Source organism: Bacteriovorax sp. HI3 (assembly GCF_059738875.1).
This window is the reverse complement of the sequence record NZ_AP026946.1, coordinates 1638807-1665123: the sequence shown is the minus strand read 5'-3', so window position 1 is coordinate 1665123 and position 26317 is coordinate 1638807. Positions and strand designations below refer to the sequence as shown.

Sequence of the window (26317 nt, the reverse complement as noted above, 5' to 3'; positions counted from 1 at the left end):
CCCGCATAAAGCGAGGCCTTTTCTAATCAATGAATGATGTGGGGATTATTTTTTGTTAATAGCACCGTTAGTGATATTTTTTAGTTTCAAATACTCAGCTCTCTCGCGCTTAACCTTTTCTTCCTGATCACGTTTTAAATCAGCAGCGTCTGTAATGCTTGCCGGCTCGCGCTCTTTGCCTTTTTTAGCAAACTTCTTATCACCTACTTTTCCTTTAACAATCTTTTCAAAGATTGGGTTTCCTTTGTCATCAAGAAGAACCTTACCATCTTTAACGACGGGAATGATTTCTTTAACAAGACCACCTTCTTCAATGTAAAAAGGAGCACCATTAAGTTCCATAATTCGGTTAGAGATCGTCTGAGTTGCCTTTTCAGATGTCAAACCATCAATTGTCGTAAGAACTAGTCCCGAGGCCAGAGTTGTCGTTTTAACTCCATCGTTATTAGATGTCGAAGTTAACACTGCACCTGAAGAAGAGGCCACTGATCTTGAGATAGATGACCCAGATGTCGGTGAAGCCTGCGATGATCTTCCCGAATCAAAATTTTCAGCGGATTGTGATTTAGCCGTTGCCGACTCCCCTCGCGTATAACCCATGACCGGAGATGAACTGTAGCTGTTATAATTTGATGCTACTGATTTCTGCGCTTCTTGGGTCTGAACCGGAGTAGTCGCGACAGTCGCTTCTTTTTTAGACTGAGACTTAAGGTCAGTGATCTGTCCTCTTAGTTCTTTGATCAATGCATTTTCTTCTTCAATTTTCTTTTGTTTCGCTCTGTCGGCTTCAGCAGCTTCGCTGTCGGCCTTCATTTTCTCAACTCTTTCTTCAGCTGCCGAAAGACGCTTCATTAAGTCGTTGACCTTATCGTTCATCGCTCCCGAAGCCGTTGCTCCTGAAGCAGAGGACTCTGAGCTTGTGGCCTCATCTTTTTTAGCATCAGGCTGAGTCAGTGCAGTCTGGTCAACAAAAGTTGATCCAAACTGGTTTGCATTGTATGAGTCTGCAAAAGTACTGCTGTAATTATTCATTGGAATCTGATTGCTGATAGCATTGTTAAATCCACCGGCAAGGCCTTCACTACTTTCCTCGTGAACCTGAATATCGCCTCCAGGAGTGCTCTCACCTAATGAACTACTCCCCGAGCGAGAACTATCACTTTTACTTGTGTAATATTCGCCGGTCTGCCCGATATAGTTAGTAATTGAATCTTCTCTGGTAGCGTCTTTCGTTCCACTATATTTTTCATGGCCGTCATAAACCATACCACTAGTCATTGAAGAGGCAATATTACCAAATGGATCAATAACCTTACCATTTAAGCTAAAGCGGTCACTTCCTAAATCAAACACTGTACAGCGCTTGGCTTCAATGAACATATTAATCTTGTCTTCATCACCTTCTTTAGCACTCGCAAGAATTTTCAGGCGGTCATAATCAGAATCTTGCTCTACTTGCTTTGAAGAAATGTGATCGGCGTTAGTAGCATCCTTCGGAAGCATTTTACCGTCAGCGATACCTGTGACCTCAATACAAATGTTTTGCATCTTTTTAGTATTTTCACAGAATTCCCCTTTTTGCAGGATTTCTGTTACACGGTTTCTTCTATAACCTTCAAATTTTTCAGTGAAAGATTCTTTCGTCAGGTCTTTATCTGAAAGAATGGCCGAAAGCTGCTTGTACTTCGGGCTCTTTTTAAGCAGGTCACTGTTAAGCATAGAACCAAAATCCATTGCCAGGACTGGGTCATTTAACTTATCCAGCATATCAGTTCCCATTTCATCAAAGAATAGGTCCATCTTCTGATCAGCTGTGGCCTTTTTAAAATGTTCAGATGTTACAAGAACAGAGAGCTTCTCCATTCTCACTTTATCATCGGCCAGGTTTTTAGCGTTGGTCGCATTCACTCTGTTATAAAGGAAATCGAGCATGAAATTTGATTTCTCTTTTGGTGTCTTTAGGGCCTGCTTAAAATCGCTATAGTTTTCTACGACGTCATTTCCACCCAGTTTTTTATTAAAACATGAGCTTCCTCCCAAACACTTCTCCTGGAAATTTTCAAAAATCCCCACAAGAAGATCTGGACGACATGAATCATTGGCCTTTAATTCAAAACGATTTTGGCATCCCTTTTCAATCAACCCATATTTTCTAAAAGCAAATCTCTTAAGCTCTTCCAAATTCTCCATCGAGTCGATACTTTGCTTAAGAACGTTTTTACCGTAGTCTTTGGCAACAATTTTATTGAGAACCATGTTGATGTTGTCTGCTTGAGAGTCATCCCACATCTTTTTACATTCGATGGCCTGCTGACATCTGGTCAGACTGTATCTCTCTGCCCCAAAAGCAGCAGATTTTCCTTCATAACAAGAAGTGAATTTATTAATCTTAGTTCCATTAGTTAAAAAGGCACCTAGACCGTAAGTTGGTGCTGCTAAAAATAGGCCGTCTCTATCGCATGATGTGGCCTTATTAATGTCACCGAACTGGAGTCCAGGAGAGGCCGCTCGGTCTCCAAATTTCAATTGAGCGTAACTGTTAGCACTCAACATCATGACGGCAAAAAAGTATGTGAACATCTTCATAAGAGACTCCTATCTAATCTATCTTATCGGATAAATTGATCTAAACTTGAGAAAAGGACTCCAGTACAATGAAGCCATTGTAAAATTGGTTATTTAAGGAAAGCTTCGCAGTTTCAATTCCGCCCCAAAAATTTGTCATCGCTGAGTTAAGTGGTCTAAAATTATCTCATCAATAAACATTTATGGAAGGAATCAGATATGTCTAATCTACTAAGTAGCGAACAATCCGAGTATTGGAGTGAGCTGGCCCAGACTTATGTCTGGAAGAAAAAGTGGGACAACCTTATTAGCGGCGATTTCCACAAGGCCGACGTGAAGTGGTTTAATGGCGCCGAACTCAACATCACAGAAAACTGCCTTGACCGCCATCTGGAAAATAGAAGAAATAAAAAAGCACTCATCTTTGAACCCAACAATCCAAATGAGCCTTCATCATTTTTAACTTACGGTGAACTTCACTTAAGTGTTTGTCGTTTTGCTAATCTTTTAAAGTCTAAAGGAATTAAAAAAGGTGACGTCGTTTGTTTCTACATGGGAATGACTCCTGAACTGATGATCGGTATTTTAGCTTGTGCCCGCATTGGTGCCATTCACACGGTCGTCTTTGGTGGATTCTCTCCTCTTTCTCTAAGAGGAAGACTGGAAGATTCAAAAGCAAAACTTATCGTCACTCACGATGGAGCTTACCGCGGGGATAAACTTATCCAGCTTAAGGCCATGGTCGATGAGGCAATCGAAGGACTAGATTCTGTAGAGACCGTTTTAGTTGTGAAGAGAACCAACAACGAAATCAACATGAAGGGTGGACGCGATTATAATTATGAAACAGTCATTAAGAGCGCTGAACTTTACTGCCCGCCAACTCCGGTTGAAGCAGAACATCCTCTTTTTATTCTTTATACGTCAGGATCAACGGGTAAACCAAAAGGACTTCTGCATACAACAGCAGGATATATGGTTCACGTTGGGAAAAGTTTTAAAGATGTTTTTCAATACAAAGAAAATGATATCTTCTGGTGTACAGCAGATATCGGCTGGATCACTGGTCACAGCTACATGACTTATGGCCCGCTACTTAACGGTGCAACCACTGTTATGTTTGAGGGTGTTCCGACTTTCCCAACTCCAGCACGCTTTTGGGAAGTTGTTGAAAAACACAAAGTCACTCATCTTTATACGGCCCCAACGGCCATCAGGTCGCTGGAAAAATTTGGGCATGAGATCCCGGATAAATTTAAAATGTCATCGCTTAAAGTTCTGGGTTCTGTGGGGGAACCGATCAACGAAGAAGCATGGCACTGGTATCACAAGCACGTAGGAAAAGAAAAATGCCCGATCGTCGATACCTGGTGGCAAACAGAGACAGGAGGAATCCTGATTTCTCCACAGGCAGGGCTCACAAAATTAAAACCTGCCCACGCGACTCTTCCACTTCCTGGAATTGAGCCGTGTTTAATGGATGAAAATGGAAAGGAGATCAAAGATCTGGTGGCCAGCGGAAACCTGTGTTTAAAAACACCATGGCCTTCACTTGCCAGAACAATTTACGGTGATCACGAAAGATTTATTCAAACTTATTTCTCTACCTATCCTGGGTACTATTTTACGGGAGACGGCGCCAAGAGAGACAGCGATGGTTATTACCGTATCACTGGACGTGTAGATGATGTTATCAACGTTTCTGGACATAGAATCGGAACGGCCGAAGTTGAAGATGCCATCAACGAGCACCCATCAGTGATTGAAAGTGCAGTGGTTGGACTTCCTCACCCGATTAAAGGCCAGGGGCTCTACGCTTTTGTTATCCCGGTGGATGGAGTTGAAGATTCTGAAGCTCTTGAAAAAGAAATCCGTGAGACTGTTAATAAGATTATCGGGCCGATTGCCAAGCCGGACCTTATTCAGGTTGTAGAAGGTCTACCAAAGACACGCTCTGGAAAAATCATGAGACGTATTTTAAGAAAGATCGTTGAAAATGAAATTGAAAGTATCGGCGATACTTCAACTCTTTTAAACCCAGAGATCGTTGAAAAACTGATTGCCGGTAAAAAAGAGCTGAATTCTTAATTGTTTTCGTTATTAATTTTTGTAATGTGAGCTTCTATCGTTTTTAAAGCATATGGTAGAAGCTCAGGTTTAAGCCCGACATACACCACATCGAGAATCTCCTGCAGGTTTCTTCCCATCTTTAAAAGTTCTTTGATTTGATTCTCACGCTCTTGCCTGTGCTTAAGCGTTTCAGAAATCTTATGTGTCCCACCAATAATGATCCCGTGACTTGGAATAATATTTTTTGGATTTAGATCAATCACGCGCATAAGAGAGTTGAAGTATTTCTTCATATCCCCTTCAGGCCCACCAATAACAACTGTTCCGATTGTCTGGATTAAATCTCCAGCTAAAAACCAGCTTAAGTTTCTTGGTGCAATCGCCAGTTGTCCTTCGTCGTGTCCAGGAACTTCATAAACGATGACATCTTGACCTAAACTTTTTGTCAGGATGTCCCCTTCTTTTCTAATAACGACTTCAATACCTTTAAAGTACTCAGCACCAATAATCGCATAAGTGAACTGACTCATCTCCATTGGCACTTTGTATTCTAAAGCGATGTCGCGCGAGAATTCATAATGATCAGGGTGATGGTGAGTAATAAGAATGCGATCAAAGCCAATTTTATTCACTGACTTTAAAAACTTCTTAAGTTCCACTTCATCACGAGGAGAAGGGTCAATTAAGTATTTAACAGCATCATCATCGCCGATAATAAAAGAGTTCGTGCGATTGGCAGGAGGGAATGTGTGTGAGAGAGGGAGAAATTGTCTGACCCCGTAAAGCGATTCAATCATCGGCACTTCTGTTTCCGGATCATGAGGAAGAGTCATTTCAATCGGAGTATTGTGCAGGGGATTTTTTTCAAATGTTTTTAAAAGCACAACGGCTGGAGGAACAGCAAGCATATGCCCCTGACGGTAGCGCTCAAGCAAGTTCTTTGGCGTATTCCACTCTCCAAACTCCACTTCACTTGGGTCAAGGTTAAACTCTTTAGGAGCTTTAAGATGGATCTTGATATAATAATTTTTAAATCGGTATGGATTGAATTCAGGAGTAATCGCCAGACCGATATCTTCTATGGCCTCCACCTCTCCATTTTCAATGGCTGCTACTAAGTCGTAATTTAATTCTTCTCTTACTTCGCGAATAAGCGCGTGCAGAAGCTGAGGCTTAACATGCTTGGGCCAGATCGCATGAGGCAGGGCCTCTTCGCTGTCTGTAGCATCAACCTTTCCCCCTGGAGTTGCATAATAACCCGGGAAAACATTGAGATAGTTTTGTCTCTTAATAAAAAAGATTTGGTCATTGGTGGTAAATACGGCGGATACTGATTCTTTCATGCGCCTAGAGTATCATCAATGGACTTCTTTTAGAAGGTTTTGAACTCTTTTTTAAGGATAGGGTCTTTAAGGACTTTGCTATTTTTAAGTAAACAAAGACGCAGTAGATACGCCTCTTTGACTTCTTTAGTAATGAAGCATTTCTCTAGGGCTTTTCCCATAGCTTCGGCCACAGCGCGAGAGGCCCCTTGAAAGCTCTTAGTCCCCGAAGGAAAATAATAATCAATATGGTCTTGGTATAACAAGGCCTGATCGTAAATGATCTGTCCTTTATCAAAATAATCACCGATCATAATGATGTTTGGTTTAGGAGTGAGGCTTTGTGGAAACAACACTGTTTCTCTAGAAATGAGTCGTTCAGTTCTGCCTGAAGGAATAAACCATATAGAAGGAAGTTCACCCACAGGTTTTTTATCTGAAATAAACCCTGAAGCTGTCAGCACCAGGTCTATCTTTTCTTTTTCAATATACTCAATGGCCTTGCTCCACCCTTCTTCAGTCTGAGTTCCCGTTTTATCGTAGACAACCAACGGAGTGATCTGTGCTTCAATTTTTTTAGGAAGGAATTTTAAAAATTCATTCAGTACATGCTGCCCATGAAAGCGGCCTGATTCACTAAGTTCTTTTGATGTGACTTTAGCGCAATTGTATTCATTGCTTTCTGTCATATCTATTGTGGGAAGAATTTTGTGAATCTTTGAATGTGTCTGAGCTTTATTTGAGCAAAAGCCAGTATCGACAATGGCAATTTTTAGGGCCCCATGGGCAGAAGTCAGTGAAGAAAAAAAGAAAAAGGCCGCTCCTAAAAGAAGCGGCCCTATAGACTTAGTTATCAAAAGTCGTTGGTTCTGGAATGTAGAATGGATTATGTACGGCCTTATTTGCATACGCCTTATTATAAGTCTCTTTGAAATTCTTTTTCAAACTTTTCTCAAAAGAATCTTCCATATCCTTAAGAACTCCATTTGTTGCGTTCTGGATCTTAAGCTTCATGTCTCTGTAGATTCCATCTCCACGACTCATTGCACTTGAAAGAGTTTCTTTCATGGCGATTGCCGAAAGAACAAATGGAAGCTTAGAAACAACAACATCACCAGAAGAAGCAGCTTTTAGAGCGTTATGGAAAAGAGATCCATCTTCTTCAATCATCTTCGCCCATTTCTTATCACGAGAGAAGATTCCACCTGATTCATCGTACGCTACGTTGATTGCCAGGACTTCAGAAAGCGCCTTAAGCGAGTACACCTTAATTGTATCGTTTGGTGTATTGAAGTTTTCTGGAGTTACTTTTGCCTTAATTTCAGCAAGTAGTTCTGCTGGAGTCAACGCTAGAGACTGAGCAAGAGCTAAGTCTGCTGTGAATCCTCTTAAGCTCGACTGCATTAAAGCACTCGACTTAAGAACACCTGTTGCTCTGTGTGGGTTCGTGAAATGAACAGAACGTTTTCCAAACAGAAGCTTTGAAGCATCTTTCATTGACCCAATTGACTGGATATTTTTTAAACCAGCATTCGAATCATCTACTAAAAGGAAAGTTGAAGACTTCGACTTTCCAAGGAAAGCGTTTAGTGACTTCATGCTTGTTGAGCTTGAGTCATCAAGAACAACTAGTACTTTTTGAGAGAGACCGTTAGCAATAGTTCCAGCGTTCAGAGACTGAAGGCTTAAGTCAAGGATAGATACTTTTTCAGATCCACCCATTGCCTGTAGAGCATCTAAGAAGTCATTTAACTGAGCATCTGTATTAGCAACAAGAACTGGCACTTTACCTTTATCAGCAAATTGCGCTTTTGCCATTGTCACGAAATCTTGAGGAAGAACTCCGATCACGACACCGTTTTGCTCAACGCGAGCGCTGATGGCCAGGTCACGGTAAGCATCTTGTTCAGCATCTACCAGGATTTCAGCATCTGATAGAGAAACAGTTGACTGAAGAGAGCCTACAACACCAAACTCTTTAGTGATGATTGGGTTTTGTGAGTTTGTCTCAAGCTTAATTTTAAGCTCGCCTTTGTACTCGCGCTTAGAGTTGTTCGTTAGAGCAATTCTAAGTTTATTTTTTGATCCTTTTAGTAACTGAGACTCAAGACTTAAACCAGAAAGAGCAAGCGGGTATGCCACGCGAACTGTCTTTTGGTCAGCGTCTTTAAGGATTGAGTTGTTGATCTTATCAAAGTGACGACCTTCAACTGCATCTTGAGATGTTAATGGAGATACAACTCTTAGAGCTGATCTGTATACTGCGCTTAGAGCAGCATTCACTGTCCCTTGAGCTGCACCTTTAACAGTTACGATACTTCTAGCAGGGATACTTGGAAGTTTTACGGCCTGTCCACCTTCAAGGATAACAGAGACGTTTGTTGCATCTTTAAATCCGAAGTTTCTTAAAACAACATTGTGGTTTGTTGTCTCACCTGGTTGAAATACACCATCAAGTAGAGCTACGCCTTTAATACCGCCATCAAGCATATCGCTTGATACGAACTGAAGAACTGCGTTTGTGTTATAGATAGTCGTAACTTCTGCAATTCTCTTTTGACGGTAGATTTCTGTCTGAGAAGCAATATTGGCATTAAATGTATCCAGTTCAGTTTTATCAAAGTTTGCCGAACGGATATCTTCATATCTTTGAGCGTAAGCAGAAGCTTCGCTTCCTGTATAAGAAGATTTGAACTCTGCACTTGATCTGTTTGGAGAAGCATCGAATTGAGCAAAAGCAATTCTGTAAGCTTCAGCTTTAATGATTGGGTAATCACGGTTGTAAGCGCGAGCGTCTGCTTCACGACGACCTTGATCGTAGTAAGCTGGGTAATCGCGGTTAACAGCTGAATCGTAAGCTCCTTTATAAGAAACATCGTATCTTTGGTTGTAATCCGTATCGATTCTTCTTTGGAATTCAAAACGTGTGTATTGACGGTAAGTAAACACGTACCCATCAGCAAACGCTCTTCTCATAATGTCTTTGCTGTGGTTGATGTTTGGTTTATAGTTTGGCCCATTGAAGTCACCTGGGTAATCCGGGCTTCTTCTCTGAAAGCTTCCAGCAAATGTTCCATCAAGGTTAATTGATTTCAATTCACCAGCTTCTAGCTTTCTTGTTGTTTCGGCTTCACCGTTGTTGCGTCCATCAACTTTACCAGTTGAAACGGCACGCTCCATACCAGCTTTTTTACCTTGATCAATACCAACCTGAGCAGCGTTACTTCCGTCAGCTCTCTTGATACCTGCAATGCGGCCTTCTCTGTTACCGGCACTTGAGTTACCGTTAACTGTCCCTTCGTTTGTTCCGTCTTTTTGACCATTGATGCGCGCTCTTGCCGATCCATCGCGCTCACCTTGTTCAGCTCCTCTTCTATAGAAGCGCTCTTGTCCGTCAACAGTTCCCTGTGAAAGACCATCATTTTGACCGTCAACATTTCCACGGTCGTTACCTAAACGGTAAGACATATCTGCTCCGTCCATTGATCCATCAGATTGACCAACGCGAGCACCTTCATTGTTAATTTTCTTAATCGCTAAAACCAGCTCATCTCTATACTCATCTCTTTGGCGAGCAGCAATCTGCATTCTTTGACGAGCGTCTTCTGCTTTTCTTCCAGCAAGGTTGAAATCGTTTCTTATCTGATCAAGGCGAACGTTCACTGGCCCAAGCTCTAGTTTTGCTTGTCCTGCTTGTTTATTCTTTTCTACGATTTGAGCATCAAGGCTCTCGATTTCTTTTTGAACAGCATTGATGGCTTCAGCATTTACTTCCGGAGTCTTTTTTAGCTCTTCAAGTTTTGCTACTAAAGTCGCTTTCACGTTTTTAAGTGAAGCTGCTTCCGCTGTCAGCGAATTCATTCTTTCAGTTAGTGTGCGTTGTTGTTGCTCCAGCACTCTCACCTGGTCTCCAATCTGGGCCTGGGCCTGTTCTGCGCGGGCAACGTCAACTTTTGCGTCTTCTGCACGTCTGTTAACATTATTTAATTCTGGATCGTCAGTTAATCGAAAAGACTGGTTTCCGATGTAGCCTGGAATGTCAGCTGCCTGAACCACTCCGATTGCTACCGCAATCATCAGGAAAAATTGAGTTAATAAACGCATAGAGATCTCCCAAGTCGGCACCAAAAATAAAAACGACGATTTTTCAGGGCCATTTAGACACTAAAATAGTGCTAAATAGTCTCCAAAAATCGTCCATTATTTTGGTGGAGTTTATTGTCAGTGTGTTTAAAGCAATGTCTTTGCCAATTCTTTACAAAAAAGGCCGGATATAATTTGGGATATTATAACCGGCCTTTTTGTTTAAATGTGAATGTCTGAAATTTTTATAGGTGCCTTGCCATATCGTAACGAACCTGACGGTAGCCTTTAATATTCTCCAGGGCACGAAGCTCTTTAAAGTCTAAAGGCTTGCCAAGGATTCGCGATCTTACCTCACTGGCAATCCTGCGCTCCTCTTTATGCCAGGCCGGAAGAGAGGCCCTTAAAAACCTCATATGCCTCATCGTCTTAAGCATCCATGGTCTTGGAGAGAAATCAAACTCTACCTTTTTATCGCCTAAATCAAAGCTTGGGCGGTTGATAAAGACCTTCTTATAAGAAGTCCCTAAGTCGCGGTAGTTCTTTTCGTCTTCTAAGCGTCTCATAGGTGAAACCATCATATGGGCAATGAAGACTTCGTCTTTAATAAAGTAAGTCTTTGCCAGCGTCCTTAAGGCCATGGCAAACATCTCCTGGTCTTTATATAAAGAAGGAAGTTTTTTAGCTTCGGCCAGGAAAGTATCAAGCTTAAGACCACGATCAAAGATTAGCAGGTCGTGGATATAACGGGCAAGGTGCTCTTCTTTAACCCCAAATCCTTCGGCAATTGTTTTTAATTCGACAAGTGCTTCTTTTGCTTTTTGAACCAGAGCACTTCCATTAAAGATTGAGCTTTCTCTTAATGAAGCAAAAAGCAGATCAATCACCGGAGCTTCTTGTTTTTCAATTCTTAAGTCTTCACCTAAAGCAAGTCTGCGCCCTAGGGTGAAAGCTGTCAGGTTATTTTCCAGTTCAGCTTTTTTCATTGTTCTGGCAAAAGCTTCTTCCAGGTCATTAAGTGAAAAGGGAATCAATCCCATCTGGAAAGCCGCCCCTAAAATAAGAGCTGAAGCGTAAACGCTTTTACCAAGATGATTTTCTGAAACTTCTTTCATCGGAAGAAGAGTGATTCTTTCTTTTAAAAGTCCCTGAAGTTTATTAGCGAGAGTGATCTCATTGACAGGATTCTTCTCTACTCCACGGTCTAAAAGAAGAGAAAGAGGAATCTGGAATTTTTTATCTAAGATCGCCATCCCGGTTTCACTTAAAAATCCCAAATGATGAGATCCATCTAAAAGATCCGGCGATAAAAGCACATCTGCTCCCCCCATCGGTGTGACTTGAGCGTGCGACTTTCCTTTCTTGTAAAGAGCAAGGTGACTTGTTACGTTTCCGTTTCTTTGAGCAAGACCTTTTTGATCGACGAATTTAAAATCCACATCCGAGCGACCGCCCATTGCTTTAGCGGCTTCAGCAAGAACGCGGGAAATCGTTGTCACTCCAGAACCACCGACTCCCGTGACAACAGCGCGATAATCAACACCAGCAGCGATTGATTCAAGGGTCTTCTTCTGGTTTGGAAGTGGAAGATTCACGCTCGCTAATTTCTTTTGTTCGCGAGTTCTGTATTTTGTCGGGTGATAGTTTGAAACTTCTACCAACTCAAAACTTGGACACGCTTTAATTTTTGTACAGTAACTATCAGACACACAGATTTGTGGGTCAATCGTCACCTTAGATCCATAGGCATCAAATGTCTGCGAAAGCCCCGGGCATCCCGTCATCTCAACACAAGCACGGCAATCTTCGCAGGCATCAGTGTTGATTTGATAGAAACGTTGAACATCAAGTGTTTCGTTATTATTAAAGAGCTTTCTTTCTGTCGCCTTCTTTCTTCCATGGAAAGTCAGTCCACATTCTTTATTCGAGATGATGACCTTCGTTCCTTTTTTCATCACCGTTTCACGAAGCAGGTTCTGATAAAAGTAGCGGTCGCTTGGGTTCACTTCGATCGCTTCATTTACACCTAAGGCCTGAACCATTTTTAACATGTCCTGGGCCGGGCGCTTAAAGCCTTCCACCGATTCTCCTGTTCTCGGAGTCATCTGGTGACCTGTCATCGCCGTGTTGTCATTATCTAAAAGAATGTAAGTAATATCGTGGCTCATTTGCACTGAGTTTGAGATATCAGTGATTCCTGAGTGGAAGAAAGTCGAGTCTCCCATCAAAACAACTGAAGGGTTCGTCGTGAATAAATCCACACCCGCTCCCAAAGCTCCCCCTTGCCCCATGGCCGAAAGGTTATGCATTTCTTTAAATGGTTCAAGAAAAGATAGTGAGTAACAACCAACATCTCCGTGAGAGATCAGGTTGATATTTTGTTTTTTTAAGTGACCGCGAAGGTCTTTTAAAAGAGAAAGTGTTTCTCTGTGGGGACATCCTGGACAGAAAGTCGGAAGTCTTCTTGGCATGACTTCAGAAAGTGTCACTCCAGGTTTTGAAGGGTGACAAGCCCCAAGGCTTAATTTATTAAAAATCGTTGTGATTTTATCTAACACCAGGTCGTAATTTAGACCACCGTAGATAGGAAATCCTTCAACGTCATCAAAACGTTTCCCGTAAATTTTCGCCGTGATTCCATGACGGCTCATCAGCTCTCTTAATTCTGTTTCTAAGAAGCCGCGCTTTTCTTCAACGACAATAATCGTCTCAAGAGTTTTTAAGTAAGGGACAAGCAGGTCATCAATTAATGGATAAGGAGCTCCCACTTTGTAGAGAGAGAATCTCTCTAAAGCATCATTGTCATCCAGCACTTGTTTTAAAATTTCAAAAACAGCACCACTGGTGATGAATCCAACTTTTGAAGCTGTGTTACCAAATACCTGGTCTAATTTTTTAGCTTTTAGAACATCAAAGACTTTTGGAAAGCGGTCTTTGATCATAGAGATATCTGCTCTAAATGAGTTTGGTGGAACCATAACGTTTTTGGCCAGGTCAAACTCAGCAGGGTTTAATTCAATAAGTTCTTTATCAATTTTTTTCTCAGCACCAATCTCAACACGCCCTCCTCCTTCTGCTAAAAAAGTTGTGAGCAGGACTCCTTGATAAACCGAAGTTTCAAGGGAGATTTCCAGTGCAATCTTCATCCAGTCTTTTAACTCTTGCGGAGTAGACGGGTCTAAAAATGGAATGTGCAAATGTTTAAACAGGTAACGAGAATCAGCAGGGCTTGAAGTTGAAATCGACCAAGGGTCATCTCCAACAACGACGACCACTCCCCCTTTTCCCGGGTTGGCAAAGTTCCCAACAGAAAGAGCATCTGAAGCCACGTGAAGACCCATCGACTTCATAGCGACAAGTGCATTCTTGTGAGCTTGTTTTGCTCCAGAGGCCATGGCCGCAGCGTTGGCTTCAGAGTTCGCAATCACTACGCGGATGCCTTTTTCTTTAAACTCATTTTTTCTTTCGTAAAGAATATTGAAGTAATCTGCTAAAGGAGATCCAGGATAGCCCGTGTATAAATGAAAGCCTGCTTCCAGGGCCCCTTGAATAATAAGCTCATTCCCGTTAAGAATTTCGGTAGTCATATGTAGGATTCTCGTTAAATATTTTTATTTTCAAAAATATCTCACAAAAATACTGGAAAGCCTATTTTGAGAGGCCCAAAAAAAATCCAAGGGAAGATTTTTTGTCAGACTTAACTAGAAATACATGTTCAGGACTAATGCCATAGCAATCAGTGCTGGCAGCGCCTGGATAAAAAAGATTTTTTTGTTAGCAGAATACCCGCCGTATAACCCCGCCACGATCACACATCCAAGAAAGAAAATCTTCAAATGGAGGGCTTCATTTCCCGAGGCCATGGCCGACCAAATAAGACCTGCCGCAAGAAAACCGTTATAAAGCCCTTGATTCGCAGCTAAAACAGCGCTTTTGTTAGCAAACTCAGCGTCATTTCTGAAGATTTTTCGCCCTAAAGGCTTGGTCCACTGAAACATCTCCAGGTAGAGAAAATATATGTGCAAGACAGCAACTAAAACCACTGCAATATTGGCCACTAAATTGATCATTTTTCCCTCCGAAACATACACCTTTAAAGTTTGCTAAAGCAAAAAAGCTAATGCTACTATTTTGAAACTTTTTTACTAAAATTACCAAGGAAAACTTTATGTTTAAAATGATTGCTGTGTACAAAGTTCCAACTGACGTTAATGCATTTGCAGACTGGTTTAAAGGCCACACAGAACTTGTAAGAAAAGTGCCTCACGTAAAAGAAGTTCGCATGAACAAAGTTTCTGGTGGACCACGTGGAGCAAGTGACCTTCACTTAATCACAGAAGTTTGCTTCGCAACGAAAGATGATTTCAAAGCAGCAATGGGTTCTCCAGAAAACATGGCCTGTGGAAAAGATGCTTTCTCAAACTACAAAGACATCGTTTCTGTTCACTTTGCTGAAGAAGAAGTGGTGAAGTTCTAATGGAAAACATTTTATTAGAATACCCGTATAACAATCACGAGCACATCGCTCTGGTGAGGCTTAACCGTCCAAAGGTCTTGAACGCGCTTTCAACTGACCTGATGGAAGAGTTAGTCGATACTATGCTGACTCTGGATAAAAATCCGAATGTCCGCGTGATTATTTTAACTGGAAACGAGCGCGCTTTTGCTGCTGGTGCTGATATTGCCCAGATGGTAACAGCGACTCCCATTGATCAAATCAACGACCAACGTTTCCGCACTTGGGAAATGTTAAAGCTAATCACAAAGCCCATCATCGCGGCCGTTAACGGTTTTGCTCTGGGTGGTGGATGTGAGCTGGCGATGTCATGTGATTTAATCATTGCCGGTGACGACGCTAAATTCTCTCAACCGGAAATTAAAATCGGAACAATCCCGGGAGCTGGTGGAACTCAAAGGCTCACTCGTGCGATTGGAAAATCAAAAGCCATGATGATGGTTTTAACCGGCGACATGATTGATGCCCACACTGCTTGTGACTGGGGTCTGGTGGCAAAAGTTGTCCCAGCTCAAACACTTATGCAGGAAACGTTTGAACTCGCTAAAACGATTTCAGACCGCGCACCAGTTGCTGTTCGTTTGGCAAAAGAAGCCGTCAACAAATCATTTGAAATGACGTTAAAAGACGGAATGGATTTTGAGCGCCGAAATTTCTACCTGACGTTCTCTTCAGGAGATCAGAAAGAAGGAATGAAAGCCTTCATGGAAAAAAGAAATCCAACCTACCAAGGGAATTAAGATGAGCCAGTTTAAGTATATTAAATATTCTGAAGAAAACAGAACAGCGACGATCGCAATGAATCGTCCTGAGCTATACAACGCTCTTAACTTCGACGCTAAAATGGAAATCGTTCAGGCGATCCGCGAAGCTAACAAGAGCCCGAATGTTTTTTCAATCATTCTGACGGGTGAAGGAAAAGCTTTTTGTACAGGACAAGACCTCAACGACCGCAGTGTTCAAGTAGGCAATGGCGGAGTTGATTTAGGTCATACGCTGCAAACTGAATGGAACCCACTAGTCAGTGCCATCCGCGATTCAAAGAAAATTGTTATCGCTGCCGTTAACGGCGTTTGCGCTGGAGCTGGTATTTCAGTGGCCATCGCTTGTGATTTAATCGTGAGTAAATCAGGAGTGAAGTTCGTTGGAGCTTTCTCTAAACTGGGCCTTGCCCCAGATGCTGGTTCTACTTACATTTTCTCGCGCGCTCTTGGTTACCAAAAGACGATGGAATTTTTCCTCTTAGGTGAAGCGATCACGACGGATGAACTTCATGCAGCGGGATTAATCAATGCTCTAAGTGACGACCCAATGGTTAAGGCCATGGAGTACTCACAGTCCCTTAACAAGCTCTCACCTCTTGCTTCATCAATGATCAAGGCCAACGTAAAAGCGGCGCTAGATTCAAACTTTAGTGAATCGATGGAAAGAGAAATGCACGTTCAGCGCTTTTTAGGCAGAAGTGCAGATTACAAAGAAGGTCTGACGGCTTTCTTAGAAAAAAGACAGCCTAATTTTACTGGAAACTAATTTCGATACGGATTTTTATAGGAGAAGATTATGACAGGAAATGCTTACAGCTACTCAGCAGAAGAACTAAAACTTTTTGAAGACATCAAAAATGGAAAAACATTTGAGGCGACAGATGACATGCCGGCGTTCTACCGCAAGCACCTTCTAAACCTTATGTGGATGCAAGGTGACTCTGAGTACTCTGGTGCTCTTGGATACATGCCATGGATTGAAAAAGCTCCAACTCTACAAGAAAAAGTTATCGTTGCTCAAATGGTTAAAGACGAAATGAGACACGCCAACGTTATGTACCGTTTATTAGACGAATTGGGACAAGACACTCTTGCTCACACTGAATCTAAAGACCTTGGATACAAACTGGAAGAAGACCAAATCAACATCGGTTTCAAGAGAATCAAAGACGACTACCGCGTAAATATTTTCTACTACAACATCAAGCACTGGGAAGATTACATTCTTTTTAACTTCCTGATGGACAGAGCTGCTGGTCACCAACTTCAAGACACTTTCAACTCAAGCTACCTTCCATGGAAGAAGGCCATTGAAGGGATCTACAAAGAAGAAGTTATGCACCTTGCTCACGGGGACAAGTGGATCAAGATCCTGGCAAAAGACCCGGCGAAAAAAGAATTCCTACAAGAAAGACTAAACCTTTGGTGGCCAAGAGTGATGAACGTTTTTGGAAATACTCAAGGTCAAACAAACGATCTTTACGTTCGCCTTGGACTTAAGCAAAGAACAAACCAGGAAGTTCGTACAGCTTTCCTAAAAGAAATCCAGGAGCTTTGTGATGAAGCTGGATTAGTTGTTCCTACTTACAAAGAAGAAGACCAACCTCAAAGAGACCCTAAAAAAGCATAATCAAAAATGGATATTAAAAACGTTATCGTTATCGGAACAGGAACTATGGGGCAAGGAATTGCCCAATGGTTCCTGCAACAAAACACCACTGTTGAAATGGTGGATGCAAACTACGACTTCGCCCAAAAAAGTATGGGCCGCATTCATGAGAGTCTCGACTCTCTGGTTGCCAAAGGAAAACTTGAAGCGGCACTTGTATCTGACCTAAAGAAAAAACTTTCGGTAAAAAAGCTTGAAGATATCAACCCAAAAGCGGACTTAGTGGTTGAGGCCATCATCGAAGACAAAGAGATCAAAAAAGATCTTTTTAAAAAGCTCGATGAGTTAATGGATCAAAACACTGTTCTTGCTTCCAACACGTCCTCATTTCCGATTACGGAGATGGCCAAGGACCTAAGTGCTGGGAGACAAAAAAAGTTTTTAGGTCTTCACTTCTTTAACCCGGCAACAATTATGAAGCTGGTGGAAGTTATCAATGGACTGGAAACAGACCGTGCCCTTTCACAAGACATCCTGAACTGGTTTAACAGTAAGGGGAAAGTCGCTTGCCTTTGTGGGGATGCCCCAGGGTTTATCGTTAACCGCGTGGCCCGCAACTTTTACGGCGAGTCCCTAAGAGCGGTCGGACACTACGACCTGGAAAAAATCAAAGAAGTCGACACTGTGATGAGAGAAGTTGGTGGATTTAAGATGGGACCATTTGAACTGATGGATCTTATAGGAATTGATGTCAACTTGAGTGTCACAGAATCAGTTTACCGCGCTTTTTTTGATGAACCACGCTTTAAGCCTCACCGCCTGCAAAAGGAAATGGTCGATGGCAAACGTTTTGGTAGAAAGACTAAAAAGGGGTTTTACATTTATGAATAAAGAAAACACCCTGGTGGTGATTGAAAACAATCATCCACTCTACGCTACCATTAGTAAAAATTTCGCTACTAGATCAGTTGAAGAAGCTCTAAGCAGTTATGAAACATATGAACTGGTCATCGACCTCTCTCCTCTTCGCACTAAAAACAAAGTTCTTTTCTTAAAAGAGCTGGTGCGCACGACTAAAGCTGAAGTCATTTCTGATTTAAGCTTAACGTGGCCAGAGATGGTTTTACAAAACTGCCCGAAAGTATCTGGGGCCGTTTCTCTACTCTTTTTCTCGCCAACTGAAAAAGTTGAAACGTTCGCTAAAACTCCAGTTGCTCAAAAGCACATTGATGATTTTTTAGCTGTGATTGGAAAAAGCGGTGTTAATCACCAAGACTTAAAAGTGGGCTTTCACTACCCTCGTGCCATTTCGATGATTATTAACGAAGCCTATTTTGCTCTTGAAGAAAACCTGGCCTCGCCAAAAGATATCGACCTCGCTATGAAGTTTGGTGTGAACTATCCCCTGGGCCCAATTGAATGGGGAGATAAAATCGGACTTAAATACATCGTGGACCTTTTAAATGAACTTTATGAGATCACTGAGGATTCACGCTACCGCGTTTCACGCGAATTAAAACTTAAAGGAAACCAACTATGAAAAGAACATTTATTGTTCACGCTAAAAGAACAGCGATTGGAAAACTTAACGGAAAACTCTCAACAGTAAGAGTCGATGATCTTTTAGCTCACGTTTTTACTGATATTAAAAATACGATTAACTTCGACCCAGCTCTTATCGACGATGTTATCGTTGGTTGTGCTAACCAGGCCGGAGAAGACAACAGAAACGTGGCCCGTATGGCGGTCATCCTTTCAGGTCTTCCCCTGGCAGTTCCGGGAACGACAGTTAACCGTCTTTGTGGATCATCTCTTGATGCTCTTATCGACGGATACGCACGCATTCAGGCCGGCATCGCTGATTGTTTAATCATCGGTGGAGCTGAAAGCATGACTCGTGCACCTTACGTTCTTTCTAAAGCTGGAGACGCTTTCGGGCGCGACCAAAAAATGTTTGATACGACTTTAGGGTGGAGATTTCAAAACCCTAAGATGGAAAAGATGTTCCCACTTTTTACGATGGGAGAAACTGCTGAGGAAGTTGCTAATCTTTATAAAATCTCTCGTGAAGAACAAGACCAGTTTGCTGTGAACTCTCACAAAAAAGCGGCAGCGGCATGGGATCGCGGAGACTTTAACGATGAAATCATCCCTTACACTGTAGAAATGAAAAAAGAGTCATTCGTCTTTAGTAAGGATGAGTGCGTTCGCAATGACACAACAATGGAAGCGCTGGCAAAACTAAAACCAGTCTTTAGAAAAGAAGGATCTGTGACAGCTGGGAACTCAAGCCCGATGAACGATGGGGCTTCAGGGCTTCTTCTTGTCAGTGAAGACTTCATGAAAAAACACAACCTGACTCCGATGATGGAAGTGACAGGAGCTGCTACTCGCGGAGTTCACCCAAACACAATGGGACTTGGTCCGATTGAAGCAGTTAAAACTCTGCTTACAAGATACAACAAAAAGATCACTGACTTCGATGCTATCGAGCTTAACGAAGCTTTCGCCGCTCAGGCCCTTGGATGTATCAAAGGTCTGGAGCTTGACCCGAATAAAGTGAACATGAACGGTGGAGCGATCGCTATCGGTCATGCTCTGGGAAGTTCAGGAACAAGAATTGTGACGACTCTTGCTCACCAAATGAAGAAAAATAAAAACATTAAAGAAGGTCTTGCCTCGATGTGTATTGGTGTAGGCCAAGGGATCGCAGTAAGCTTTAAAAACTGCTAGGACATTAATGAAAGCATTACTACTCTCACTTTTTATCACGGGAAGCGCTTTTGCTGAAATCGCACCTCCACATATTGGACCTGAAGGTGGACGTTTTAATAACATCCACGCGCTAAAAATCGAGCGCATGATCCAAAATAGAATCGCTTCTGAAAAAGACGCTCAGGCAAGTGAAGAAGACAGAAAAATCGAAATGCTTCTTGCGGTTGGAAAAAGAGCGAGCCAGTGGATTACAAAAGTAAACACGGTAAGAACTCCGGAAACGAAACTTGATCTTTCAAGTCCATCGAAGTCTGGTGGGATTCCGATTACTGAGCCACAAAAAAGCAGCACTGAAATCATGATGAAGCGATATGAAGACTTCCTAAAGTCGACAAGCCCGCTTATTACTGACGTCGTGACAAGTTCAAGAGAGCTTCCAGTTAACCCTCCAGTTGAAGATGCAGAGTTTGTTAAATCTCTGCGTGTCCTTGATCGCATTTATCAATCGACTATCCGCTGGGCCGGAGCTCGCCAATGGCTTGCCTGGTACATCAATCGTTCGATCTATGACATCAGAGGGTTTATTTTCCTAAAAGGAACTCCTGATTTAGAAAACACACTAAAGGCCTATAAAAATCTTTCAACTGAAGACCAGGCTAAATTCAGTGGATGGCTTTTAGGTCTTTGCCGCAATGGCGATTTTGAAATGAGCGACTGTAGAGCTGAGCTTACAAAAGCTGTGTCTAAAAACACTCTTTTTGATTTCTACAACCGTTTCAATAAATACGGTCAAAGCATGTACGATCTGCTTTTTACAATCAAGGCCACTCGCCCGGAAATCTTTTGGAATACAGCAAAGACTCAACTGATCTCCCCTTTTAAAACTCCAGAAAGAGCTGATGTGACTGCATGGTTAAAAGAAAATGTTGAAGACGAATGGAAGTTCGATGCATTCAACCTGATTATTGATTACAAAAAAACGACAGCTGATATTCCACGCATTCAGTTTAAAGAAGGTGTTACGGCCAATGTTAACGGCATCGCTGGAAACCTGATTACGATGGAAGCTGAATACCCGATTGAAAGCCGTGACCAAAAATGGACTATCCGTCACGAGTACGGTCACGTTTTAGGATTCCAGGATTGTTACCTGGAGTTTTACGACACCAATGAAAAAGCGATCATCTATTACGAAATCGATGTCGACAATCTAATGTGTTCACGCAATGGGCACTTAAAAGAGACTCACGTCACACAACTTAAAAAAGCTTATAAATAACCTGCACAAGGACATACATTTATGGAAATTAAACTATTCATCAACGGACAATTTAAAGATTCATCTGACAAGATCATCAAAACATCTTTTGACCCGTCTAACGGTGCAGAAGTGGCGAAATACCACGTACCATCAGTAAAAGACATTGAAGAAGCTGTTCAAGCGGCAAACAATGCTTTTTATAACCCTGAATGGAAAAACATGTCTCAGGACGCGCGCGCTGATTTACTTCTAAAGATCTCTGAAAAGATCAAAGAAAGAGCAAAAGAAATCGTCGACGTGGAAGTCAGAGACTCAGGCTCAACACTAAGAAAAGCAAAAGCTGACGTTCACAATACTTCGGCCTTCTTTAAAGTGATGAGTAAAGTGGCCAGAGAGCTAAAGCTTTCAGTTAAAGATGAAGCGGCTTCTCGCGCAGGCTTTTCCATCAACTCTCGCGAATTCGCTCCAATCGGAGTGTGCGCGCAAATTATCCCATGGAACTTCCCACTGGTTATGGCCGGATGGAAAATCGGACCAATCCTTGCGACGGGATGTACGACAGTTCTAAAATCAGCAGAAGAAACTCCGGCAAGTGCGGCGATCTTAGCTGAAATTATAAGAGACGCTGGTGTTCCTGCAGGTGTTGTAAACATCATCACAGGGGGAGCTGACGTAGGTCGCGCTCTTATCTCTCACCCACTGGTTAAAAAAGTGGCCTTCACTGGTTCAACTCAAGCTGGAAAAGAAATTCTTAAAAACACTGCTGGCGGTGTTTTAAATGCCACAATGGAGCTTGGTGGAAAATCAGCAAACATCGTTTTAAACGATGCTGATCTCTCAATCGCTGTAGACGGCGCCCTATACGCTTTCCTATACCACTCAGGACAAGCTTGTGACTCAGGAACAAGACTTCTGGTTCAAGAAGGAATCTACCCTGAATTTATGGAAAAATTCCTGGCGCGCATTAAAGATGTAAAGGTTGCCCCAACAACTGATCCAAACGCTGGTTATGGGCCGGTTGTCAGTGAAAAACAAATGAAGACGATCCTGGGCTTCATTGAAAAAACAAAAGCGGAAGATGGAAAACTTCTTTTTGGTGGAAACAGAAAAACTGACGGCGAATTCGCTAAAGGATTCTTTATCGAGCCAACAGCTTTTGAAATCACTCCTAAACACACTATCTTCCAGGAAGAAATTTTTGGACCAGTGGTCGGAATTACAAAATTTAAAACTGAAGAAGAAGCCGTTCTTCTTGCTAACAACTCTAAGTACGGTCTAGCTGGTGCTGTTTGGTCAAAAGACGCAGACAAAGCTCATAAGATCGCTAGTCAACTTGAAGCTGGAACTGTGTGGATCAACGAGTATCACCTTCTAAACCCTGGTATGCCATTTGGTGGATTTAAAGAATCTGGAATCGGCAGAGAGATGGGATCTGAAGGGATCATGAGCTACCTGGAAGTCCGCCACGTATGGGAGTCTGACTGTAACGAGCGCGAAAAAAAGGTTTGGTTAGATGCAATTTTTTAAAATTATCTTCATTACATTCTTTTTAATGTCGGGAGCGATGGCTTCCGACTTAAAAACTACCATTGAGTCAAAAGAGCTGGGAAGTTGTGAAACACAAAACCTGATGTACACAGCGATGAGATTCTACAAAATCCCACTCAATGAAAAGTACGACAACACTTATGATATTTACTTGAGAGTGATCCTCTTCTTTAACCAGAACGGGTCCCTTTCTCTTCGCTCGACAACTCAAGCGCTTATTGGCTGCCAGACATCGAATTCAGGTGAAGAACTTTGCAGCTTTAAGCCTCTTTATGACCAATGGTTAAAAGGTGATTACAGTGCCTCTGAAGCGGTACACGTCCCTCTCTTAGGTGACATCACTTTTACTAACCCTGCCAATATCAATCGCGGCTTCACTCTGACCATTAAAAAGGATTTTATCTACCCTCACCTTGAAGGCCAGAGCTTTCCAGGTGGCATGGTGAATGTAAACTTTAATCAGGACGGCAAGAACGTTCTTAATATCTGCAAGTGAGACTAAAATGACAAAACCAATTGATCTATATGCGATGGCCTACCAGGATAGAAGCGACAGAGTAAGATGGCTTCTTGAAGAAATGAATGTTCCTTACACGAATCATTTCCTGAAGAAAAAAGATGGCGAAATGAACACGCCTGAATACCGCAAGCTCAATCCAATGGGACGCGTGCCAACGATTGTAGATGGAGACATTGTTCTTCACGAATCAGCGGCCATCTGCCTTTATTTAGCTGACCGTTATAGCTATGGAAAACTTGCTCCAAAGATGGAAGACGTCAAACTCCGTGCTGAATACACTAAATGGATGGTTTTTTCAGTGGGCTCACTCGAAGCTGTTATCGCCCGCATGTTTACTCACGTGAACACTCCGGAAGAATCAGCAGTGACTTACAAATATGTAAAAGAGCAGTCTGAATTTTTCAAACTGGTTTTAAACCCTATTCTTGAAAAACAAGATTATATTTTAGAAAGCGGCTTCTCTGCTGCCGACATCATGCTTGCTGCCGTTATCCCGGGAGCCCATGATTACCTGGTAAAAGGAAATCCTCCACTAGAGCGCTATATGGAGCGCATGAAGGCCCGTCCAGCGGCCATTAAGGTAAAAGTATTCGAATGAAACTAAGATACACACTCGTTCTTGCGCTTGCTCTTTATTCGGCCGTCTCTTGTAGCTCCAGTGAAAAATATAAAATCACTGACCATTACGACGGCAACACATTTAGAAATGAAGCCCCTATCACTCCACGTGGTTTTCTGGATCTTTTAAAATGGAAACTCAGCTTTAAAACAGAAAGCTGGCCTTCTAAACTTGAAGTGGATTATCCCAAGGCCATTCCTGCAGATAAATCGACAGACAAAACAATTATAACTTTTGTCACCCATGCTTCATTTTTAATTCAGCTCGACGGCCTAAACATTCTCACCGACCCGGTCTGGAGCAATCGCACGTCTCCTTTTAGCTTTATTGGCCCAAAAGGTGTGCACGCTCCTGGAATTGATTTTGAAAAACTTCCTAAAATCAATGTCGTTCTTATTTCTCATAACCATTATGATCATATGGATGCAAAAACGATCCACGATCTTGATGAAAAATTCTCTCCTCTCTTTTTAGTTCCTCTGGCCAATAAGGAAAAAGTAAAATCCTTTGGCGCTAGGAATGTTGAAGAATTTGACTGGTGGGAGACGAAACAAATTGGTCCCGGGGTGAAAGTCACTCTTACTCCAGCTCAACACTGGTCGAGCAGAACTCCTTTTGACCGCATGAAGGCCTTGTGGGGAAGTTATTATATCCAAGGCCCAAAAGAAAAAATCTACTTTGCCGGCGACACTGGGTATGGACCTCACTTTCTTGAAATCACTAAAAAGCTAGGTGCCCCGGATGTCTCTCTCCTGCCGATTGGTGCTTATGAACCGAGATGGTTTATGAAAGATATGCACATGAATCCGGAGGATGCGGTTCTCGCCCATCTTGACCTGCAGTCAAAATTTTCTATTGGAATGCATTTTGGTTCGTTTCAACTTACAGATGAAGCGATTGATACACCCAAAAAAGACTTGGAAATGGCGCTGGATAAACACAAGCTCAATAACTTTAAGACTCTAAATCCTGGGCAGAAACTAGAATTCTAGTGGATGGCCCAGCATTTTAAATTGTCGTTTTCAAAGAATCCCATCTCGCCGGAATACGAAGCTACATCGAATTTTACGTATTTTGATTTTAAACGATCACTTGAAATAAGCTTATTTTCTGAAGTGTACTGGTGACCACCAAGAGAAATCTTAATTCCATTTCCCGTCAGAGTCCCTTGGTATCCTAAAAAAGGCAATTTTCTTAAGTCTCTGGCATTTTTTAGACAGCTAAGTTTACCAGAAGAACTCTGAGCGAACCCGTAAATGCGAATATCATCACCCGATGTTTTGAAAATCTTCACTCTTACACGAAGACCATTACAGAAATTGATATCAGAATCGGCCAGGACTTTTTTGACAACTTCCTTTTCGCCCAGGTCTTTTTGCATAACCTCATCAATACATGTCTCTTCATTAATCGGCTTTACTACTTCAAAGGCCTTTTTAGTCGAGAGAGAATCAACGATTCCCATTGATGAAGGCTCAGAAACAGTCTCCTTTTTCCCGCACGAAAAAATAAGAGAACTAACCATTAATGCCAGGACCATGTTTGTTTTCATAATTCACCCTTTGAAGATGAGCGAATTATAGTAAATCTATGGAGTCATAGGGAGAAATTGTAATTTTTACAGGGCGAAAAGCAAAAAAAAAGGCCCGCCATACTGGCGAGCCTTCTTATGATTCTTAGGAAGAAAGCACAGGATCAACCTAAAAGTTTTAGTGCAGCTTGACCTTGAGAGTTCGCTTGAGAAAGAACCGAAGTACCAGCAGAAGTTAAGATGTTCATCTTAGTGTTCTTAGCTGATTCTGCAGCGAAATCTGTATCTCTGATACGAGAGTTAGCAGCAGATAGGTTTTCAGAAGATGTCTGAAGGTTGTTAATTGTCGATGTCAGACGGTTCTGAATCGCACCAAGTTCAGCTCTTTGTCCCGATACGTTTTGGATCGCCATATCGATTTTAGCAAGAGATGACTGAGCAGATTCTTTAGATCCAACCGTTAGTTCAGAAACTCCAAGAGCGTCTAGACCAGCATTTTGTTTAGCTGCATCGTACTTGATTCTATCTTGGAAATCGTCGTTGTTGATACCGACTTGGAAATCAAACTTATCTCCAGATCCGTTAAGAAGTTTCTTACCGTTGAACTCAGTAACCTGAGAGATTCTTTCCATCTCTTGTTTTAGGTTTTGATATTCAAGATCTGTATATTTTCTTTCTGTATCACCTACTGTATCAGAAGCTGATTGAACAGCTAGTTCGCGAAGACGAACAAGGATGTTCGAAGTTTCATTCAGACCACCTTCTGCAGTTTGAATCATAGAGATACCGTCGTTAGCGTTTCTTTCCGCTTGGTTGACACCTCTAATTTGTGCTTTTAATTTTTCAGAGATCGCTAATCCTGCAGCATCGTCTGCAGACTTAACAATTCTTGAACCTGACGACAACTTACCAAGCGTATTAGCTTGCTCAGTGTTGTTTGCTTGCAAAGTTCTTTGCGCAGCAAGTGAAGTAACGTTCGTGTTAATACGTAAACCCATGAGATCCTCCCTGTAGTTTCGGTCGTCCCTCCTTGGTCTTGAAGTGCCTTTGCGGCCTGTACTTCAACGAACATACTGTTCAACTGAATGTGGTATTCAAGCGTCGTCACCATGACTCAGCCTTTGATTGATGAACATTTCGGTTAGCCTTCCGGAAGCTTTAGCCCTTTTTCAAAAATATTTTACTTTTTTCACT

At 42.1% G+C, this 26317-nt stretch carries 21 protein-coding genes; 13 read left to right on the top strand and 8 right to left on the bottom strand.

The annotated features are described in order from the left end of the window. Window positions 1–45: 45 nt before the first annotated feature. Window positions 46–2586, bottom strand: coding sequence for a hypothetical protein (locus tag AC6JA8_RS08315; protein WP_497976642.1), 2541 nt, complete (start codon window positions 2584–2586; stop codon window positions 46–48). A 198-nt stretch (window positions 2587–2784) separates the two neighbouring features. Here AC6JA8_RS08315 and acs point away from each other — a divergent pair, with 198 nt between their 5' ends. Next, a complete protein-coding gene (acs, locus tag AC6JA8_RS08310) occupies window positions 2785–4653 on the top strand; it encodes an acetate--CoA ligase (RefSeq protein ID WP_497976641.1) in 1869 nt (622 codons plus the stop codon). Here acs and AC6JA8_RS08305 read toward each other — a convergent pair. The 5 genes from AC6JA8_RS08305 to AC6JA8_RS08285 all read right to left on the bottom strand — a co-directional run bounded on the left by AC6JA8_RS08305 (window position 4650) and on the right by AC6JA8_RS08285 (window position 14107). Then, the gene (locus tag AC6JA8_RS08305) at window positions 4650–5978 is read right to left on the bottom strand and encodes an MBL fold metallo-hydrolase (protein ID WP_497976640.1); all 1329 of its coding nucleotides are present in this window, start codon (window positions 5976–5978) and stop codon (window positions 4650–4652) included. The two genes, acs and AC6JA8_RS08305, sit on opposite strands and share 4 nt — an antisense overlap. A 29-nt stretch (window positions 5979–6007) precedes the next feature. Beyond that, on the bottom strand, window positions 6008–6814 hold the full coding sequence (locus AC6JA8_RS08300; protein WP_497976639.1) for a hypothetical protein: 807 nt from the start codon (window positions 6812–6814) through the stop codon (window positions 6008–6010). After that, window positions 6804–10061 carry a hypothetical protein gene (locus AC6JA8_RS08295; protein ID WP_497976638.1) on the bottom strand — a complete coding sequence of 1086 codons (3258 nt, stop codon included), beginning with the start codon at window positions 10059–10061 and terminating at the stop codon, window positions 6804–6806. The genes AC6JA8_RS08300 and AC6JA8_RS08295 overlap by 11 nt, the downstream gene beginning before the upstream one ends. 224 nt (window positions 10062–10285) lie before the next feature. Further along, window positions 10286–13627: a 2-oxoacid:acceptor oxidoreductase family protein gene (locus AC6JA8_RS08290; protein WP_497976637.1), complete on the bottom strand. Its 3342-nt coding sequence runs from the start codon at window positions 13625–13627 to the stop codon at window positions 10286–10288. Window positions 13628–13741: 114 nt separating this feature from the next. Further along, window positions 13742–14107, bottom strand: a complete 366-nt coding sequence (locus AC6JA8_RS08285; RefSeq protein WP_497976877.1) for a DUF1304 domain-containing protein — start codon at window positions 14105–14107, stop codon at window positions 13742–13744. A 101-nt stretch (window positions 14108–14208) separates the two neighbouring features. Here AC6JA8_RS08285 and AC6JA8_RS08280 point away from each other — a divergent pair, with 101 nt between their 5' ends. From AC6JA8_RS08280 to AC6JA8_RS08225, 12 genes are read left to right on the top strand one after another with little or no spacing between them, the layout of a single operon-like run. After that, window positions 14209–14517, top strand: a complete 309-nt coding sequence (locus AC6JA8_RS08280; protein WP_497976636.1) for an EthD family reductase — start codon at window positions 14209–14211, stop codon at window positions 14515–14517. After that, entirely contained in the window at window positions 14517–15296 is a 780-nt protein-coding gene (locus AC6JA8_RS08275; RefSeq protein ID WP_497976635.1) for an enoyl-CoA hydratase-related protein, read from the top strand. The genes AC6JA8_RS08280 and AC6JA8_RS08275 overlap by 1 nt, the downstream gene beginning before the upstream one ends. 1 nt (window position 15297) lies before the next feature. Further along, complete coding sequence (locus tag AC6JA8_RS08270; protein WP_497976634.1) at window positions 15298–16086, top strand: enoyl-CoA hydratase/isomerase family protein; 789 nt, start codon at window positions 15298–15300, stop codon at window positions 16084–16086. 30 nt (window positions 16087–16116) lie between these two features. After that, a complete protein-coding gene (locus tag AC6JA8_RS08265; RefSeq protein WP_102243364.1) occupies window positions 16117–16950 on the top strand; it encodes a 1,2-phenylacetyl-CoA epoxidase subunit PaaC in 834 nt (277 codons plus the stop codon). A 6-nt stretch (window positions 16951–16956) separates the two neighbouring features. Then, on the top strand, window positions 16957–17820 hold the full coding sequence (locus AC6JA8_RS08260) for a 3-hydroxyacyl-CoA dehydrogenase NAD-binding domain-containing protein (protein WP_497976633.1): 864 nt from the start codon (window positions 16957–16959) through the stop codon (window positions 17818–17820). Beyond that, window positions 17813–18469: a 3-hydroxyacyl-CoA dehydrogenase family protein gene (locus tag AC6JA8_RS08255; protein ID WP_497976632.1), complete on the top strand. Its 657-nt coding sequence runs from the start codon at window positions 17813–17815 to the stop codon at window positions 18467–18469. Before AC6JA8_RS08260 ends, AC6JA8_RS08255 begins: the two co-directional genes overlap by 8 nt. Next, window positions 18466–19662, top strand: a complete 1197-nt coding sequence (locus AC6JA8_RS08250; RefSeq protein ID WP_102243361.1) for a thiolase family protein — start codon at window positions 18466–18468, stop codon at window positions 19660–19662. Before AC6JA8_RS08255 ends, AC6JA8_RS08250 begins: the two co-directional genes overlap by 4 nt. Window positions 19663–19669: 7 nt before the next feature. Next, window positions 19670–20923 carry a hypothetical protein gene (locus AC6JA8_RS08245; RefSeq protein ID WP_497976631.1) on the top strand — a complete coding sequence of 418 codons (1254 nt, stop codon included), beginning with the start codon at window positions 19670–19672 and terminating at the stop codon, window positions 20921–20923. A 21-nt stretch (window positions 20924–20944) separates the two neighbouring features. Continuing rightward, window positions 20945–22432 carry an aldehyde dehydrogenase family protein gene (locus AC6JA8_RS08240; protein ID WP_497976630.1) on the top strand — a complete coding sequence of 496 codons (1488 nt, stop codon included), beginning with the start codon at window positions 20945–20947 and terminating at the stop codon, window positions 22430–22432. Continuing rightward, window positions 22419–22949 carry a hypothetical protein gene (locus AC6JA8_RS08235; protein WP_497976629.1) on the top strand — a complete coding sequence of 177 codons (531 nt, stop codon included), beginning with the start codon at window positions 22419–22421 and terminating at the stop codon, window positions 22947–22949. Before AC6JA8_RS08240 ends, AC6JA8_RS08235 begins: the two co-directional genes overlap by 14 nt. A 7-nt stretch (window positions 22950–22956) precedes the next feature. After that, complete coding sequence (locus tag AC6JA8_RS08230) at window positions 22957–23571, top strand: glutathione S-transferase family protein (RefSeq protein ID WP_497976628.1); 615 nt, start codon at window positions 22957–22959, stop codon at window positions 23569–23571. Then, window positions 23568–24584 (top strand): MBL fold metallo-hydrolase, encoded by a 1017-nt coding sequence (locus AC6JA8_RS08225; protein WP_497976627.1) that lies wholly within the window; start codon window positions 23568–23570, stop codon window positions 24582–24584. Before AC6JA8_RS08230 ends, AC6JA8_RS08225 begins: the two co-directional genes overlap by 4 nt. Here the strand turns inward: AC6JA8_RS08225 and AC6JA8_RS08220 are convergent. Continuing rightward, on the bottom strand, window positions 24581–25144 hold the full coding sequence (locus AC6JA8_RS08220) for a hypothetical protein (protein WP_497976626.1): 564 nt from the start codon (window positions 25142–25144) through the stop codon (window positions 24581–24583). The two genes, AC6JA8_RS08225 and AC6JA8_RS08220, sit on opposite strands and share 4 nt — an antisense overlap. Window positions 25145–25287: 143 nt before the next feature. Beyond that, a complete protein-coding gene (locus AC6JA8_RS08215; protein WP_497976625.1) occupies window positions 25288–26121 on the bottom strand; it encodes a flagellin N-terminal helical domain-containing protein in 834 nt (277 codons plus the stop codon). Window positions 26122–26317 lie beyond the last annotated feature (196 nt).